Source organism: Cyanobacterium stanieri LEGE 03274 (assembly GCF_015207825.1).
Taxonomy (GTDB): Bacteria; Cyanobacteriota; Cyanobacteriia; order Cyanobacteriales; family Cyanobacteriaceae; genus Cyanobacterium; species Cyanobacterium stanieri_B.
This window is the reverse complement of record NZ_JADEWC010000041.1, coordinates 1-16,188: the sequence shown is the minus strand read 5'-3', so window position 1 is coordinate 16,188 and position 16,188 is coordinate 1. Positions and strand designations below refer to the sequence as shown.

General features: G+C 37.8%; 18 protein-coding genes. 10 read left to right on the top strand and 8 right to left on the bottom strand.

All coding sequences use genetic code 11. From position 1 onward, the window contains the following. Positions 1–934, top strand: a 934-nt coding sequence (locus IQ215_RS13430; protein ID WP_193801920.1) for a collagen-like protein, incomplete at its 5' end; no start/stop codon positions are given. Here IQ215_RS13430 and IQ215_RS13425 read toward each other — a convergent pair. Beyond that, on the bottom strand, positions 887–1,486 hold the full coding sequence (locus IQ215_RS13425) for a molybdenum cofactor guanylyltransferase (RefSeq protein ID WP_193801919.1): 600 nt from the start codon (positions 1,484–1,486) through the stop codon (positions 887–889). The genes IQ215_RS13430 and IQ215_RS13425 overlap by 48 nt on opposite strands. A gap of 14 nt (positions 1,487–1,500) precedes the next feature. Between IQ215_RS13425 and IQ215_RS13420 the strand changes: the two genes are divergently transcribed. After that, complete coding sequence (locus tag IQ215_RS13420) at positions 1,501–1,959, top strand: DNA phosphorothioation-associated protein 4 (protein ID WP_193801918.1); 459 nt, start codon at positions 1,501–1,503, stop codon at positions 1,957–1,959. A gap of 7 nt (positions 1,960–1,966) precedes the next feature. Here IQ215_RS13420 and ntcA read toward each other — a convergent pair whose 3' ends face one another. Both ntcA and IQ215_RS13410 read right to left on the bottom strand, forming a co-directional pair. Continuing rightward, positions 1,967–2,644 carry a global nitrogen regulator NtcA gene (gene ntcA / locus IQ215_RS13415; protein WP_193801917.1) on the bottom strand — a complete coding sequence of 226 codons (678 nt, stop codon included), beginning with the start codon at positions 2,642–2,644 and terminating at the stop codon, positions 1,967–1,969. Between the two features lie 244 nt (positions 2,645–2,888). Further along, positions 2,889–3,566 carry an ABC transporter ATP-binding protein gene (locus IQ215_RS13410; protein WP_193801916.1) on the bottom strand — a complete coding sequence of 226 codons (678 nt, stop codon included), beginning with the start codon at positions 3,564–3,566 and terminating at the stop codon, positions 2,889–2,891. Positions 3,567–3,659: 93 nt separating this feature from the next. Here IQ215_RS13410 and IQ215_RS13405 point away from each other — a divergent pair, with 93 nt between their 5' ends. Continuing rightward, positions 3,660–4,604, top strand: coding sequence for a Sll0314/Alr1548 family TPR repeat-containing protein (locus IQ215_RS13405; RefSeq protein ID WP_193801915.1), 945 nt, complete (start codon positions 3,660–3,662; stop codon positions 4,602–4,604). Positions 4,605–5,115: 511 nt separating this feature from the next. Beyond that, a complete protein-coding gene (gene ppk1 / locus IQ215_RS13400; RefSeq protein WP_193801914.1) occupies positions 5,116–7,281 on the top strand; it encodes a polyphosphate kinase 1 in 2,166 nt (721 codons plus the stop codon). 58 nt (positions 7,282–7,339) lie between these two features. Here ppk1 and psbU read toward each other — a convergent pair whose 3' ends face one another. Then, positions 7,340–7,768, bottom strand: coding sequence for a photosystem II complex extrinsic protein PsbU (gene psbU, locus IQ215_RS13395; RefSeq protein WP_193801913.1), 429 nt, complete (start codon positions 7,766–7,768; stop codon positions 7,340–7,342). A gap of 388 nt (positions 7,769–8,156) precedes the next feature. On the opposite strand from psbU, the gene IQ215_RS13390 reads away from it, so the two are divergent. The 5 genes from IQ215_RS13390 to cobQ all read left to right on the top strand — a co-directional run bounded on the left by IQ215_RS13390 (position 8,157) and on the right by cobQ (position 13,524). Further along, on the top strand, positions 8,157–8,792 hold the full coding sequence (locus IQ215_RS13390; protein WP_015223930.1) for a peroxiredoxin: 636 nt from the start codon (positions 8,157–8,159) through the stop codon (positions 8,790–8,792). Positions 8,793–9,070: 278 nt separating this feature from the next. After that, positions 9,071–9,856 carry a segregation/condensation protein A gene (locus IQ215_RS13385; protein WP_193801912.1) on the top strand — a complete coding sequence of 262 codons (786 nt, stop codon included), beginning with the start codon at positions 9,071–9,073 and terminating at the stop codon, positions 9,854–9,856. 127 nt (positions 9,857–9,983) lie between these two features. Beyond that, the gene (locus IQ215_RS13380) at positions 9,984–11,153 is read left to right on the top strand and encodes a histidine kinase (protein ID WP_193801911.1); all 1,170 of its coding nucleotides are present in this window, start codon (positions 9,984–9,986) and stop codon (positions 11,151–11,153) included. 315 nt (positions 11,154–11,468) lie between these two features. Then, positions 11,469–11,912 (top strand): pentapeptide repeat-containing protein, encoded by a 444-nt coding sequence (locus IQ215_RS13375; RefSeq protein ID WP_193801910.1) that lies wholly within the window; start codon positions 11,469–11,471, stop codon positions 11,910–11,912. 130 nt (positions 11,913–12,042) lie between these two features. Then, positions 12,043–13,524, top strand: coding sequence for a cobyric acid synthase CobQ (gene cobQ, locus IQ215_RS13370; protein WP_193801909.1), 1,482 nt, complete (start codon positions 12,043–12,045; stop codon positions 13,522–13,524). A 168-nt stretch (positions 13,525–13,692) separates the two neighbouring features. Here cobQ and ribE read toward each other — a convergent pair whose 3' ends face one another. The 3 genes from ribE to IQ215_RS13355 form a co-directional block, all read right to left on the bottom strand. Continuing rightward, positions 13,693–14,379, bottom strand: a complete 687-nt coding sequence (ribE, locus tag IQ215_RS13365; RefSeq protein WP_193801908.1) for a riboflavin synthase — start codon at positions 14,377–14,379, stop codon at positions 13,693–13,695. Positions 14,380–14,491: 112 nt separating this feature from the next. Then, the gene (locus IQ215_RS13360; RefSeq protein WP_069789638.1) at positions 14,492–14,746 is read right to left on the bottom strand and encodes a TIGR03643 family protein; all 255 of its coding nucleotides are present in this window, start codon (positions 14,744–14,746) and stop codon (positions 14,492–14,494) included. 9 nt (positions 14,747–14,755) lie between these two features. Continuing rightward, positions 14,756–15,307, bottom strand: coding sequence for a peroxiredoxin (locus tag IQ215_RS13355; RefSeq protein ID WP_193801907.1), 552 nt, complete (start codon positions 15,305–15,307; stop codon positions 14,756–14,758). A 105-nt stretch (positions 15,308–15,412) separates the two neighbouring features. Here IQ215_RS13355 and IQ215_RS13350 point away from each other — a divergent pair, with 105 nt between their 5' ends. After that, the gene (locus IQ215_RS13350; RefSeq protein ID WP_193801906.1) at positions 15,413–15,721 is read left to right on the top strand and encodes a monovalent cation/H(+) antiporter subunit G; all 309 of its coding nucleotides are present in this window, start codon (positions 15,413–15,415) and stop codon (positions 15,719–15,721) included. A gap of 43 nt (positions 15,722–15,764) precedes the next feature. Here IQ215_RS13350 and rpsN read toward each other — a convergent pair whose 3' ends face one another. Next, entirely contained in the window at positions 15,765–16,067 is a 303-nt protein-coding gene (gene rpsN, locus IQ215_RS13345; protein ID WP_193801905.1) for a 30S ribosomal protein S14, read from the bottom strand. Between the last annotated feature and the right edge of the window lie 121 nt (positions 16,068–16,188).

Sequence of the window (16,188 nt, the reverse complement as noted above, 5' to 3'; positions counted from 1 at the left end):
GGGCAATGGTGGTAACGGTTGCCAGTGTAGTCAATCATTTTGGACGGTGGAAAGTTGTACTGGCCGCCCCGGTACTCCTGATTATAGTTGTGGTACGGAAGAATTTAGATGTAATAATGGTGAGATGGGGCAAAATGGTCGTTCTGGCAGGGCTGGAAGGACGGGAAATGTGGGTAGTTTAACTTTAATTAATAGTAATACCCCTTTACCTCCCGATCGTCTTAGTGCTTCTGTTTCTATGGCTCAATTGAAGGAGCGTGGTTTTAGTTTGTCTAAAAATATTTGGGAAAATCGCACGGGGGCAACTAATTTGTTTGCTGCTGGTTCTATTATTGCCGATCAGTATTTAGAATTGGTGGAAAGGGTAGAAAATTCTGTGGTCATGATTTGGAATGCCCCCCAACCTTTTGAGACTATGGGCGATCGCACCGTTACCCTAAATCTACAAGACGATCGCACCGTAGATATAAAATTTCCCGATGACATCTGGTTACAAACGAATATCATCCCTCGAAATCAAGTCACCGAAATATTTGTTTTCAACGCCATTAGGGCTAGTGATACCACCAAATTAGTCAGTAAAGGAGTATCAGGGTTAGGGTTAGGAGTGCAGATGGAAATAGTGGACGAGGCAAATTTATCGGACATAGTCAATACCAATTTTAAAATCAAATATAGTACCTCCCCATCCCGTAACCTGAGTTTGCGCCAAAGAAATGATTATACCCTCCGTTATGAAGGGGAAATTTCACCCCAATTTATTAACTATCAAAATAATCGTTTTATAATTAATATTGGAGAATTAAATATTGATCCTCGTCACCTAGAAGCCGATACTTCCATCGATATTCAATTAGAAATTACCCGTACTCTCAACGATAATCAATCAACTCAAATTATCTCCGAAAGAAGAATACTCGGTCCATTTCGCTAAATCTTCAGGGGTATTACAATTATATAAAACCCTCCTATCTTGAACCATCAGGGGGGTTACTTTTTCTCCTTTTAACCATCTTTGAAAAGATTTATTACCCCCATTCAGGGATTTTTGTAAAGATGATAAACAATCACGGCGATAAAAGCCCGATAAACACTCCCATCCTTTTTTGTGGGTTGGTAAAAGGGCAATAGTTTCTTCTGATACGGAGGGTAATAGTTTCAACCATGATTTAATCTCTTGAGTCTGAAGATAAATTAAATCGCAAGGTAATAATAAAACCCATGGGCTATGGATGAAGGATAAACCATGGGCGAAGGCAACTAAAGGGCCTTGGTAGGGGTGAGGTTCAATGATAAATTGAGTATCATTAGGCAGAAAAGATTGATATTGATGTTCGGGGGAGGTGAGGATAAATACTTCATTGCTTAATTCTCTGGCTATATGGTAGGTTTTGCTTAATAAGTATTCTCCTTCAATTTCTATCAAAGCCTTATCGAAGCCCATACGGGAGCTTTTTCCCCCAGCTAAAATCAATACGGAAATCATTAATTCACAAGAATATGGTTAGTAGAGTTAGAATTGACCAAAATAAGGCATCTTTAGTTCAAAGTTTAATTTTTAGTCATGATAACCCAGAGGGGGTGTTTGACACCTATGCTGATGTTATGGCTTTTGCGGCGGCCGTGGGTAAAAAATATGATTATCGTTTACCTTTAGAAACCATTGCCCAAGAACCTAATCCGATTAGTTATGATATTTTTATATCCCGTGGTTACGATTTATTGGTTGATGTTTTGACTATTATGACCATGGGTAATTTGGATTTTTTATCCGATGAGAATAGTTCCCAAGAGCGTAGAATCACTCTTTTTGAACAATACGCCAATGGTGGTTTGTCTTATTTACAAGAGCAGTTAACCGGGGCGATCGATTATCAGGAAAGACTTTTGTTACTGTTAGATAAGGAAAGACATACTCCTAAGGTTAGTCAGGAATTTGATTTAAGTCGTTTTTTGTAAGATTTCTCTAGGCAAATTGTTGACTGAGGGCAACGGGGTTATGGACGGTAATTTTTTTCTTGGTAATGGAAATCATACCATCTTGGCGGAGTTCCCCTAAAAGTCGGGTAACCGTTACACGGGTAGAACCGATGGCCTCGGCGATCGCCTGATGGGACAATTTAAGGTCAATGGTAATACCATTAAGACTAGGAATACCAAAATCACGACAAAGAATTAACAAAAAACTCACCAAACGAGAAGCCATATCACGGTGGGCAAGGGTTTCGATCATCATTTCCGTTTGTAAAATACGAGAAGATAACCCCTGTAACATAAGACGAGATAACTCAGGATTATCCTGTAAAGAGCGTTGAAAATGTTCAATGGGAGCGGATAATAATTCCACAGGGGTAAATGCTACAGCGTGGTAAAAGCGATCGCTCTTTTGCCCAGTAATCAAAGATAAAACCCCAAAAACACTATTTTCCCTCAAAAGAGCCACCGTAATTTCTTCCCCTGCCTCGTAAAGACGAGATAACTTAACCGCTCCTTTAACTAAAAAATATACCCTTTCCGCAGGATCTCCAGGAAAAAAAATTGTCTTTCCCCGTTCAAACTTCTCCATAACGGGGTTATACATTCCCCCCCCTATCTGACGAAATACTGAAGCTAGGGGCTGTTCTTGAGTAGGAATTGGTTGCATAGACAGTAGTTAATATTTAATAATTGATCGTGCAGATGACGCTTTTTTTCGAGAAAATTTAAGTGTAAACTAGATAACTATTTTATCAAAAAATTAGGTTTAAAACCCCATAATAAATGACAGATTTGATATTTGTTATTAAAAATAGTAAAATCACCCTCGATTGGGGATAGCAAGTAGTTCTCGGTATGAGAGATGGGGGGTAGGGGAGATGGGGGAAATAATAGTTTAATTATTCATTTGATTACTGGTGCCAGTTTATTTCTAGTGGTGGTTTAACAGTAAAATCGGAGGGGGCAACGGACTCTATTTTTCCTGCCTCAATGCGCCAACAATAATCGGCAATGGAAATTAAATCACTAGCATCATGGGTAACAATTAATAATGTCCAATGTTGTTTTAATTTTGCCAAAAGATTAACTAATTGATCGCGCATTAACCAATCCAATCCCGCTGTAGGTTCATCAAGAAGTAAAATATTGGGTTGTCGTATGAGTTGCACCGCAAGGGATAAACGTCTTTGTTGTCCACCACTAAGGGCATGGGGAGGAGTTTCATAACTAATATTTTCTAAACCTACTTCGGTGAGGGCTTCTTTTACTTTGATGGCGCTTAATTCGGGATGTCCGAGGCGTAATTCTTCTAAGATATTTGAGCCACAAAAATGCCTTTCGGGAAATTGAAAGACTAATCCGCTAAGTTGCTGTAATTCTATGGAGGTTATTTCTTCCCCTTGCCAAATAATTTTACCGCTGGTGTTTTCGGCTAATCCGGCTAAGATTTCGAGGAGGGTAGTTTTTCCTGAACCACTTTTACCGACTATTAGCCCTAGTTTTTGAGGTTCTAGGTTTAGGTTTATGTTTGTGATGATGGGGGTGGGCGTAGCGGCAGGGTGATAACCAACATTCTTTAAGGAAAGCATAGTTTGGGCTAAAATCGTAAGGAATATTTACCTTTAATGATAGTTGCTAAAGGTATTATTAACATTTTTCCTTCAAGAGGCAATAGGTTTATCATGCAAGATAAAAACAGGTTTTTTTCTTCTACTTTTCGGATTCGTCGTCAAGGGGCGTTTACTTTCTCTACGATCGCCCTTACGATGTTATCTTGGGGTTTTTCCATGGGAGCTAGTTTTGGGGCTGATCCCTTTAGAACTAATAATCCTCGAGAGATTGGGGATAAAACAGAACAGGCTTTTAAGACTCTTTTTGAGGAGGGAAATTATCCCCGTGCCAAAAGACTATTGGATGAGGCGAAGGATTCAGAAGGTAATGATCCCCTTGTTCCTGCCCTACGGGCTTCTTTAGCATATACCGAGGAGGATTGGACTACCATGAAATCCTATGCCGATGAAACCGTAACCGTGGCAAGGGCGATCGCCATTAAAGATCCCCTCAGAAGTAATCTTTATCTAGCGGTGGGTAATTTTTTACAAGGGGCGCATAAGTTCCAAGTTAGTGGCCCCATGGCCGCCATTGGTCAATTACAATCGGTTTTTCGCTACTTTGAACAAGCCCAAAGAATTGATAATGATGATCCTGAATTAAACTTAATTAAAGGTTATTTTAACCTAATCTTAGCCGTCAACCTTCCCTTTTCTAGCCCCACCCAAGCCATTAGCCAATTACAAGAATTTGCTAGTCCTCAATATTTAGTACATCGGGGCATTGCGATCGCCTATCGGGATTTAGAGGATTTTGATCAAGCCCTTATTTTTGCCGACAAAGCCGTAGAAAGTACCCCCAACAATCCCGAAATCCACTACCTCCGTGGTCAAATTTTACGGGAAAAAGGAATGCGAGATAACAACGTCGAAGCCCTCCAAGAAGCCCTTAAAAGTTTTGACATCGCCATCGCCAAACTAGATCAAATGCCCGTGGCCGCCACCCAAGAACCCCTAAAGCGCGATCGCACCAGCACCATTGAAGCCCTCGCCAAATTTCAAGGATTTACAGAATAGACAATGTGACAGTTGAGAAAGTGTCACAAGATCAATTTCCATAGTCCCAAAATATACTTTAATTGTTATCAGGTGAGGAGTTAAATATAAAAAGCCTTCGGAGTCGAAACATGGAAAGACGCCCGGGGGCTTTTCTCATGAACAGCAAAAGAGCAACACAAGGAAGACAAAAAAATATTTTCCCTCTTAATCTGTCCATAACCTGAAGAATAATTGATCAAGATATGATGAGTAGATACTATAAAAATCTATAGATAACCTCAGTTTGGTATGGAATAAATTAGTGAGAGCAAGGAATTCGTTATTTAGAATAAGATATTTGTTCCCCCAAATTTAGTCAATTACTGACTAATAAATTACAAATAATCTTAATTTCATTAATTAAAACTTATCTAGTAGCCGTGCCATTCATTAAGCCCAAAACCTATCCATAGGAAAGATTTTTCTATCAAACTCAGGTATAGATAAAAATTACCATCCTCGTAATCTATAAAAATATATAGAAACTACTATGACAGAAACAGAAACCATGAGAGAGACAAAAATCGATCTAAAAGATAGTAAATATTATTTTAATCGAGAACTAAGTTGGCTAGAATTTAACCGCCGAGTATTACAAGAAGCCCTAGACGAAAGAACCCTACTTTTAGAAAGATTAAAATTTACCGCCATCTTTAGCTCCAACTTAGATGAATTTTTCATGGTTAGGGTAGCCGCCATCAAAAGACAAATAGAAGCAGAAGTAACCAAAAAAACCTTTGACGGTTCAACCCCCATAGAACAAATGGAGAATATCCAAAAATATCTGCGGCCCATCGTACAAAAACAAGTTGCCAACTTTGAATATAACTTAAAAAAAGAATTAGTTCACCATGGCATTCACCTAATCAATTTTGTAGATCTTAACCAAGAACAAAGGCAATATCTACATGACTACTATGAAAGTGATATATTCCCCGTCCTAACCCCCTTAGCCGTTGATCCAAGTCACCCTTTTCCCCACATTTCCAACCTGAGCTTAAATTTAGCCGTATTAGTCAAAAATCCCGACACAGGAGCAGAATTATTCGCTAGGGTAAAAGTTCCTAAATCTCTCCCTCGTTTTGTGGCTTTTCCCGAAAATCTCAGGCAAGTAGGGGGAGATAATCAAGATCATCTCCTCTGGGTAGGAGTTCCCTTAGAACAAGTAATCGCCCATAACCTAGAATCCCTTTTTCCGGGGATGGATGTGCAAGAATGTCATAATTTTCGTCTTACCCGTGATGCTGATTTAGGAGTGCAAGAAGACGAGGCGGACGATTTACTATTGGCCATTCAACAAGAATTAAGAAAAAGACGTTTTGCTGGTTCACCCGTCAGATTAGAAGTCCATGCCTCTATGCCTAGCAACATCAAAAAAATGCTTATGCAAGGACTAAACTTACAACCCATGGATGTTTACGAAATAGAAGGATTATTGGGTTTAAACGATTTATTTGCCCTTACGGGTTTTCCTTTACCCGAATTAAAAGATAATCCTTGGAGTGCCGTTGTGCCTCCTCCTTTTGATCATTTCCAAGAGTTACTTTTAGAACAAGACGACGATAGAGATGAGCATATTAGCCCCGAATTTTTTGCCATGATTCGCAAGTCTGACTTGATGGTACATCACCCCTATCATTCTTTTTCAGCAACGGTACAAGAATTTATTACCCAATCGGCTCAAGATCCCGATGTAATGGCCATTAAAATGACATTGTATCGCACCTCTGGTGATTCTCCTATTATTAAGGCTCTCATTGAAGCGGCGGAAAATGGTAAACAAGTGGTGGCTTTAGTGGAGTTGAAAGCCCGTTTTGATGAAGAAAATAATATCCTTTGGGCGAGGAAGTTAGAAAAAGCAGGAGTCCATGTGGTATATGGATTGGTGGGTTTAAAAACCCATACTAAAATTGTTTTGGTGGTGCGCAAGGATGAAGATAAAATTCGTCGTTATGTCCATATTGGCACAGGGAATTACAACCCTAAAACCGCAAAACTTTATACCGATATTGGTTTGTTTAGTTGTCGAGAAGATTTAGGAGCGGATTTAACGGATTTATTTAATTATTTAACGGGTTATTCTAAACAAAAGGCTTTTCGTAAATTATTGGTTGCTCCTGTGACTATGCGCGATCGCATGATTGCCATGATTGAAAGGGAAGCCGAACATTGCCGTAACGGTGGCACGGGTAGAATAGTCGCAAAAATGAATTCATTAGTCGATGTACCCGTCATCGAAGCCCTTTATAAAGCATCCCAAGCAGGGGTAAAAATAGATTTGATCATTAGGGGTATTTGCTGTTTACGCCCCGGCATTGAAGGGGTGAGCGAAAACATTAAAGTTATCAGTATCATTGGTCGATTTTTGGAACATTCCCGTATTTTTTACTTCCATAACAACGGCGAAGAAGAAATTTATATCGGTAGTGCAGACTGGATGACAAGAAATTTATCCCGTCGGGTAGAAGCTATTACCCCTGTAGAAGAACCCAAATTAATGAAACAATTAGAAGAATTATTGGGCATCATGCTCTCTGATAATCGACAAGGGTGGGAATTACAATCCAATGGCACTTATATCCAAAGACGTCCCCAAGAAGGAGAAATCGAACATAGTACCCACAGAATATTGATGGCCATGGCGCAAAATGGTTAGTTAATAATAAATAAAAAGGTGGGCATTGCCCACCAAATTTTTACTTTAAAGAGCTAATTTAATAAACCCCTGCGTTATAACGCTCGTCACCTTCGTTAAATACTGCCGCAGGAGGGGTAGCACTAAATCTATCAAGGTTAGCTTGTAATCTTTCTTTTTGTCTCTCACTTAAGCCAGGGATGGTTAAAACATCTTCTACCTGTTCGTAAGGGGCATTTTGAATGATGATACTCGCTAGTTTAGGATAAAATCCTCTTAACTCACGGAAATCACGGATGTCGCTGTTATTAACATCAATTTTTTGACCAAATTCAGTGGTTAATAAATCATCAGCCACATTACGACGATCGCCCTCTACCGCCACAATACGGGGGCTTAATTGACTAATGTCATTAAAAGTATATGCCTGAGCAGGTTGAGCAAATAGCATTACACAACCAACCACAAGGACGCTAAAATATGCGCTAATACGTTGCCATAATTTCATGAAAAATTAACCTCCAAATTAAGATAATTTTTTAATATTTAGTTGAGATTTTTTGATTTTATTTAGTTTAGGGACATTGCCTTAACAACTTATTTAATGAAGCACTTTCCCATCTTAATGGGGGTTTTGTGTTCATTGCCTTTTTTATCTCTAATCCCTAGCATTGATAATAATGCTAAAGGTTAGATAAGATTGCGATGAGTTAGTTTTGATTTTATCAGTGAAACAGCCCCCATACTTAAAGGTTTCGTAAAGATTTGTAAAGATGGATCAAATAATCTTTCGGTAGCCCCAAGAATAATTGTAAAATATGAAACAGTTCCAACTTTTACCCTTAGTATGGGAAATTTTAATTATAGTTTGTTTTAGTTTGTAGGAAAAATTTTATATGGCATTACAATTAGGGGATACTGTTCCTAACTTTACTCAAGCCTCTAGCGAGGGAGAGATTAACTTTTATGATTGGGCTGGAGATAGTTGGGTAGTTCTTTTTTCTCACCCTGCGGATTATACCCCCGTATGCACCACCGAATTAGGTACTGTTGCAAGTTTACAATCTGAATTTCAAAAACGCAATGTCAAAACCATTGCCCTTAGTGTGGATGATGTAGAATCCCATAAGGGTTGGATTGGTGATATTAATGAAACTCAAAATACCACCGTTAATTATCCTATTTTGGCTGATGGCGATCGCACCGTAGCCGATTTATACGGTATGATTCACCCCAACTCTTTAAATAACCTAACCGTTAGAAGTGTATTCATCATCGATCCTAACAAAAAATTAAGACTAACCATCACTTATCCTGCTAGTACAGGTCGTAACTTTGATGAAATCTTAAGGGTAATCGACTCCCTACAATTAACCGATTATCACCAAGTAGCAACCCCCGCTAACTGGCAAGACGGAGATGATTGCGTAGTAGTACCCTCTATCCCCACCGAGGAAGCAAAACAGAAGTTTCCCAAAGGTGTAACCGAAATCAAACCCTATTTACGCATGACACCCCAACCCAACAAATAATCAAGGGTGATCAAATCTCTAAATTTTCTCGGGATATAACAATTCAGTTGTATCCCTTTTTTCTTGTGTTTTGACTAACAAAACAGGCATTGCTGATTTTGAGTATGAAACATTATTGCATTACAGTAAATGTATAGTATTAAAACTATTATTACTATTGCCCATTCCCTATTGCCAAACTAAACTAAAAATCATACCTTAATTCACCAACGCCACAAAACATTATTTGCCCCCTATAATTCAATCTAAGGAGGAAATAAAAAACAAATAGCTAATCCATGAAAAAAAATAGCCCTGCTAGTGAAGCCATCGCCACCCTCATCGACTTAGCCCAAAAAGGAGAAATAAATCCTTGGGATGTACAAGTAATAGAAATTATAGACCGTTTTTTAGCAGAATTAAACCTCCAAGAAAGCAACACCATAGACATTGTAGATCAAGACTTATCACACTCAGGACAAGTAATGCTATGGGCATCCATGCTAGTTTTATTAAAAGCTGAAACCCTCGAAAAACTAGGGCAAAAAGAAATAGAAACCGAAGAAATTTACCTCGAAGAAGACTTAGAAAATTCCCTCAGAAAAAGAAATCTACAACCTAACCTAGAACAACAAATCAAAAGAAGAACATCAGCCCTCCCCCCTCGCAAAAGAAGAGTTACCCTCTCCGAATTTATAACCCAACTTCAAGACATAGAAAAAGAATTACAAAAAGCCACTAATCTCCATGGCTTAAACCTCAATAAAAAGCGTAAATACACTAAAAAACAAGCCCTAAAAACCATTACGGAATTAGCTCACGATGAAAATTTAACCCAATTAGCTCAAGACTTGAATTTATTTTTAAATGAAAATTTTTCCCTAATATCTGATAAGCAAAAACAAATAAAACTACAACAATTAGTAATCTCTTGGAGTCAATATCAAGAAAAACCAAAACAAGATAAAGTAGGAGTATTTTGGGCATTATTATTATTATCATCCCAATCAAAAGTACAGCTATCCCAAGAGGATTTTTACCAAGATATTAATATCGAGATTTTAAATCAAAATTTAGATGACTGAGCATGGGCAATAAAAAATATTAAACATTTCCTCAAAAAACACTCCCATAACAAAATAAAATAAAAAAAATACTATAAATTGATAATAGTAGCAACAAAAATATGCTCAGTAGGGAGTATTATTCACTATGTATCCATCAGACAGGGATCAAAATTCGGGCGAAATTAAAAATAAAAATATTAAACCACCTCAAAAATCTCTCCAATTATTATTATTTGTAGATAATCGTCATAGCTCTCAACAAAATATTCAAGACATCAAAAATTATCTTCAAAGTCTAACCCATGAATATCAATTTCAACTAGAAGTATTAGAAATTAGTAAATATCCCCATTTAGTAGAACATTTTAAACTGGTTGCTACCCCAGCCCTTGTCAAAGTTAACCCCGCGCCCCAACAAACCTTGGCAGGAAGTAATTTAACCGCCCAACTGCAAAAATGGTGGGATAAGTGGCAATATTCTCTAACCCACACCATGAATAGTAATTCTGGAGAGGAGGAATCTATTCTACAAACCTGCTTACCTTCTTCCGATTTAATCCGTATGAGTGATGATATTTTTCAGTTAAAACAGGAGGTGGAAAATTTACAACAACAATTAAATTTTAAAGACCAAATGTTGGCAATGTTGGTGCATGATTTGCGCAATCCCTTAACTGCTGCTTCCCTTGCGGTGGAAACTATTGAATTAGCGATTAATGAATCTGATCAAGAGAAAATATTTAAGTTACAAAAACGACTTTGTCAACAGTCTAAAAAACAGTTTAAGGTCATGAATAAAATGATCTCTGATTTACTAGAAACATCCAAAAAAACCAATCATCAGCTTAATATTATACCTGTTAAGGTCAATTTACCTATTTTGTGCAATGAATTGTTAAATAGTTTTAACCAAAAAATACAAGTTAAAAATCAAGTTTTAATTAGGGATATTCCTCAAGATTTGCCCCCAGTTTATGCAGATCCAGAGTTGATTAATCAGGTATTAATTAATTTAATTGAAAATGCCATTAAATATACTCCCAATGATGGCACAATTACCGTTGCAATTATTCATAAAACCACCCAAAAAATAGAAGTAAGTATTATTGATACGGGTTCGGGTATCCCCCCTGAAAAAAAAGAACGCATTTTTGATGGTCATTTTCGTTTGGAAAGAGATATAAAGCAAGAGGGATATGGTATTGGGTTAGCTCTTTGTCGTCAAGTAATTAATGCTCATTATGGTCAAATTTGGGTTGATGATAATGGAAATCAGGGTAGTTGTTTTCGTTTTACCCTACCTGTGTATCTGTGATGGTTTGTTATAATTAATGTGTGGCAATTAAATAATTAAATATAATAGTAATAATTTTTAAAGTTACTGATATGGAAAGGTTTGATTTAAATATATTTTCTGTTTAGTGGTTAAAGCTGTTTCCTAATTTAGATTATTTTCTGTAATATTTATTTTTAATTTTAATGTAATGATTATTTAGTTTCATTATTCATTGAGGAAAAAATCTATTGTGATATTGATAAATTTAATTGCTTTGTAAAAACCCTGTAATATTAAGAAAAAAATAGGGTAAATAAAGATAAAATAGGATTATAGAGATAGGGGGAAATATTTATGAAAAAATTACTAACTGTTGCGGTAAGTGCGATCGCCCTTAGTACCATCACCATATCAGAAACGGTAGCTCAAAACCCGGACCATGTGAAACAGCTAATCGAAACCAATCAATGTGCAGGATGTGACTTAAGGAATGCAGACTTACGAGAAACCCATCTAATTGGGGCAGACTTAAGAAACGCAGACTTAAGAGGTGCTAACCTAAGCTATGCCAACTTAGAAGGTGCAGACTTAGACGGTGCGAATCTAGCCTATGCAGACTTTCATCAAGCATTTTTAACCAACGCCACCATGAATTATGCTAATCTTAACCACACTAACTTAAGTTATGCAACCCTATTCGATACCCACCTAGAAAATGCTTTTATAAACAATCTCAACATTGAAGAAGCAACCATTTACAATACTAATATTGGCGTAGGGGGAGAATATCCCGACTAAAAACCATGACAAAAACAAAACTTAAGTCTAAGCCTCTTTGCCTCATCAAAAGGGGCAATTTTTTTACTAGCTATAGAAAAACTTTTATCCATCAAAAATAGCTATTTTGTCCAATAATTAACATAAACACATGAAAGCAATTATGGTAGTGGGTACAACATCCCACGCAGGTAAATCAACCCTTATAATAGCCCTATCTCGTCTTTTGTGGCGTAAAGGATGGTTAGTTAGCCCCTTTCAAGGACAAAATATTGGCTTAGATCATTATCTTACCAGTACAGGGGGAGAAATCAGTTATGCCCAAGCCTTTCAAGCATGGGCGGCGAAAACAACTCCCCGAGTGGAAATGAATCCCGTATTAATAAAACCCCAAAAAGATCAATTATCACAGGTATTTTTTCAGGGGCATTTAGTCGGCACAACTAGGGGAAAAGAATATGACGAAAAATATTTGGAACAAAGTTGGGAGATTATTAAAGAATCATTAGTAACCCTAGGGCAAGAATTTAACCTAATTATTTGTGAAGGGGTGGGAAGCCCTGCCGAAATTAATCGCAAACATCAAGACTTAGCAAATATGAGGATAGCAACTCATCTTAATGCAGACACAATCTTGGTAGCAGACATTGAAAGGGGGGGGGTTTTTGCCCATATTGTGGGAACTTTGGCACTTTTAGAGCCTCAGGAAAGGGCATTGGTTAAAGGTATTATTATTAATAAATTTAGGGGGGATAAATCTACCCTTGAGGATGATATTAAGTGGTTACAAGAATATACAGGAATTCCCGTTTTGGGGGTAGTACCTTGGTTCAATTCTGATTTATTTTCTGCCAATTCTTTTCGATTTTCCAAGTATGATCATAGTAAGACAAGTCATAATCTACACATAAAAATTATTAAGTTACCTAGGGTTTATAATTTTACTGATTTTGATCCATTGGAAGGGGAAGATCATGTTTTTATAGAATATATTGAGCCTCATCAAGATATAGGGTTTCCCGATGCGGTGATTATACCGGGTACAAAAAATACTATGGCTGATTTAATGGTATTGGAAAAAACGGGCATGAAAGAAAAAATTCAGGAATATGAGAGTGGGGGAGGTACGGTTTTTGGTATCTGTGGCGGTTATCAAATGTTAGGACATAAAATCATTGATGGGGATAATATTGAGGGGGTTTGCTCGGAAATAGAAGGTATTGATTTGTTACCGATTCAGACTACCCTTAAGCCCGAAAAAATTACTCGTCAAAGGGAAATATCGGCGAATTATCCTCAGAGTGGTTTTCCTGTGGATGGTTATGAGATTCATCAGGGTTATACGGAGTTGGTTACTCCTTTGGTTAAAAAGCGCAAGATTAAGTATATGGCTTTGTTTGATGATGCTAGTTTGGGTTTAGTTAATGGAAATTTATCGGTTTGGGGTTGTTATCTCCATGGAATTTTTGATAATGGTGCCTGGAGGCGCTCGTGGTTAAATCATTTACGCCATAAAAGGGGTTTACCTTCTTTGCCCACGGGTATATCTAATTATCGTCAACATCGGGAAGATTTGATCGATGCTTTGGCTAATTATATGGAGAAGTATTTGGATTTGAGTAGTTTTTATTGATGAGCAATAATATCAAGTCCGCTTGATCACTTACAAATTAGAGTGAGGTTTTAGGTGACAGGTTGCAGGTAATAGTTTGTTAATTGTCCATTGTTAATTGTTTACACCTTCACAAAGGTAATTCATTACACGGTGGGGCTATGGCTCATTCGCTCCCTAATTAAACCTTTAATATCCATGTTGAGCGAGAAAATCAAGGCTGATATTTTCTTGGATGGGTTGTTTTCCAAGCCGATGGCTAATTAATCTATCAACATACTTACCAAGGATGTCGCTTTCTAAGTTTACCCAATCACCTATTTTAAGTTGAGCCAGATTAGTATCAGCGTAGGTAACGGGTATGACGGCCACTTTAAAATAATTACCGTCAACGTCACAATCAGCGATAGTTAGACTGATACCATTAACGGCAATACTAGCCTTAGAGACGATGTAGGGGGCGAGGTATTGTTGCCATTCTGCGGTGAGGCTTGGGGGGCTAGAAAAAGTCATTTCCCATGCTTGTTGGGTTTGCTTTGATTCCGTTAAGCAACCGATACCATCCACATGGCCACTGACAAAATGTCCGCCAATTTTGCTTCCTACTCTCAGGGAGGTTTCTAGGTTTACGGGGCTTTGATTTTGTGTACTTCTAGCTAGGGTTGTTCGTTGCAAGGTTTCGGGGGAGGCGGTGGCAACAAAGCCATCTTTAGTGATTTTTTCGACGGTGAGACAAACTCCATCCACCGCAACGCTATCTCCTAATTCTAAGTCGTGGGTAATTTTTTGATGATTTGTTCGACTAATGGCGATCGCATATAAATCATTACCTAAAGATTTTACTTTACCCGTACCTTGTATTAATCCTGTAAACACTCTTAAATCAGTTTATGCGAAATGGCTAGTTATTTTCTCTAACTGTATCACAAAAAAAGAAGGGCAAATCGTACCCCTTGGCGATTGATCGCCCCTCCACACTAAATAAAACCTAAGTTTTTTGATTATCAGACTTAAACCGAGTTACCAGAAAATCCCTTTTCTTGAGATGCTTTGTTTTTCTCCCAGAAACCCGTTTGCGCCACATCCTAAAACTAGAACTTTTCATTTCCTTCCTCATTAAAGCAATTACCTGCTTTTCAGATAACCCAAACTGTAACTCAATGGCATCAAAAGTAGTTCTATCCTCCCATGCCATCTCCACCACCCTATCAATATCCTCCTGACTCAGTTTTGGTAATTTCATCACAACTCCTTAACTAACTTGTAACTCATCAAGGGTAGCCAAAACTTCCTGACTGTGAATCACAGGACGCACCCCCAAAAACTTCGCCACCAAAACCCCTTCAGGATTTACAATATAAGTATGACGTAAAGAACGACCAGTTAACCAAGAACCGTAAGCCTTACTTACCTTACCATCGGTATCCGCCAACAAAGGAAACTTTAAACCCTCAGAATCGCAAAAATCTTCGTGGGATTGAACATCATCTACACTAATACCCACAATTTGAGTGTTTCTTTTCTCATATTCGGCTAAATCCCGTTGAAATCTTTGAGCCTCAAGGGTACAACCGGGGGTAAAGTCTTGGGGATAAAAATAAACCACTACCCACTTACCCCGAAAATCATCTAAAGAAACCTCTCCATTTCCCCCATTGCTAGGAAGGGAAAACTCTGGGGCAGGTTCATTTAACGTGGGTTGGATGCCTCCTAAAGCTAAAGCTGGGATAGAAAAACCAAACCAGAGACACACCGAAAAAATCAAAGCAACAATGATATTACTCTTAAAAATCGATTTCCACATAATCAAAAATAAATTTACAATATAATGACAATGACAAGGAATCAAATCCCTTAACATCATCGATCATAACTTGAAAAGGAAATCTCGAGGAGATTAAACAATCCCATGACTGATATATTTACTTATTCTTTTATTGCCGTTGGTATTTTTTTCTGGTTTTGGGGTACATCATCCCTACTATCATCAAGGACAGTATTATATAAAATTCACAATCTTACGGTTTCCGATAGTCTCGGTTCAATTTTAATTATTATCGGCCTATTATTTCAAATTCCCCGAGAATTGCCTTTACTGATTTTAGCGATTATTTCCATTGCCATTTGGAACACGATGCTAAGCTACGTCTATGCTTATTGTTCTACGGCTGAGGAGGATAAAACAAAAATTACCGTGGAAAACGAGCCAACAATTTAGACAAAAAAAAGGGCAAGGAATAAACCTTTGCCCCAAACAAAACCTACCAACTAGATTTAACAACTCCGGGTAATAAGCCTTTGTGAGCCCATTCTCTGAGGACGTTACGGGATAAACCAAAATCACGATAATAACCTCTAGGTCTTCCAGTAACCCAACAACGGTTGCGTTGACGTACAGGGGAACTATTGAGGGGTAATTGTTGTAGTTGACGGTGAATTTCTAATTTTTCTAAGGGATCTTGAGCTTGTTTGAATTGCTCTTTTAATTCTGCTCTTTTGTCAGCATATTTAGCAATTAGTTTTGCACGTTTTGTTTCCCGTGCAATCATTGATTTTTTAGCCATTTAAATTATTTTTTCGTATAAACACAGCAAATTATATCATAACCGATTTTCTGCCCCTCTGTCAGTGGCAGGGATGATTGATTGTAAAATTGTTTTATGAGGGTGGGAACAGGGAATGGGG

Excerpts from the sequence above, each read along its gene's own strand:
- IQ215_RS13425 (WP_193801919.1), bottom strand. The coding sequence starts at position 1,486 with ATGATTTCCGTATTGATTTTAGCTGGGGGAAAAAGCTCCCGTATGGGC.
- IQ215_RS13420 (WP_193801918.1), top strand. The coding sequence starts at position 1,501 with ATGGTTAGTAGAGTTAGAATTGACCAAAATAAGGCATCTTTAGTTCAA.
- ntcA (WP_193801917.1), bottom strand. The coding sequence starts at position 2,644 with ATGCAACCAATTCCTACTCAAGAACAGCCCCTAGCTTCAGTATTTCGT.
- IQ215_RS13410 (WP_193801916.1), bottom strand. The coding sequence starts at position 3,566 with ATGCTTTCCTTAAAGAATGTTGGTTATCACCCTGCCGCTACGCCCACC.
- IQ215_RS13405 (WP_193801915.1), top strand. The coding sequence starts at position 3,660 with ATGCAAGATAAAAACAGGTTTTTTTCTTCTACTTTTCGGATTCGTCGT.
- ppk1 (WP_193801914.1), top strand. The coding sequence starts at position 5,116 with ATGACAGAAACAGAAACCATGAGAGAGACAAAAATCGATCTAAAAGAT.
- psbU (WP_193801913.1), bottom strand. The coding sequence starts at position 7,768 with ATGAAATTATGGCAACGTATTAGCGCATATTTTAGCGTCCTTGTGGTT.
- IQ215_RS13390 (WP_015223930.1), top strand. The coding sequence starts at position 8,157 with ATGGCATTACAATTAGGGGATACTGTTCCTAACTTTACTCAAGCCTCT.
- IQ215_RS13385 (WP_193801912.1), top strand. The coding sequence starts at position 9,071 with ATGAAAAAAAATAGCCCTGCTAGTGAAGCCATCGCCACCCTCATCGAC.
- IQ215_RS13380 (WP_193801911.1), top strand. The coding sequence starts at position 9,984 with ATGTATCCATCAGACAGGGATCAAAATTCGGGCGAAATTAAAAATAAA.
- IQ215_RS13375 (WP_193801910.1), top strand. The coding sequence starts at position 11,469 with ATGAAAAAATTACTAACTGTTGCGGTAAGTGCGATCGCCCTTAGTACC.
- cobQ (WP_193801909.1), top strand. The coding sequence starts at position 12,043 with ATGAAAGCAATTATGGTAGTGGGTACAACATCCCACGCAGGTAAATCA.
- IQ215_RS13360 (WP_069789638.1), bottom strand. The coding sequence starts at position 14,746 with ATGAAATTACCAAAACTGAGTCAGGAGGATATTGATAGGGTGGTGGAG.
- IQ215_RS13355 (WP_193801907.1), bottom strand. The coding sequence starts at position 15,307 with ATGTGGAAATCGATTTTTAAGAGTAATATCATTGTTGCTTTGATTTTT.
- IQ215_RS13350 (WP_193801906.1), top strand. The coding sequence starts at position 15,413 with ATGACTGATATATTTACTTATTCTTTTATTGCCGTTGGTATTTTTTTC.
- rpsN (WP_193801905.1), bottom strand. The coding sequence starts at position 16,067 with ATGGCTAAAAAATCAATGATTGCACGGGAAACAAAACGTGCAAAACTA.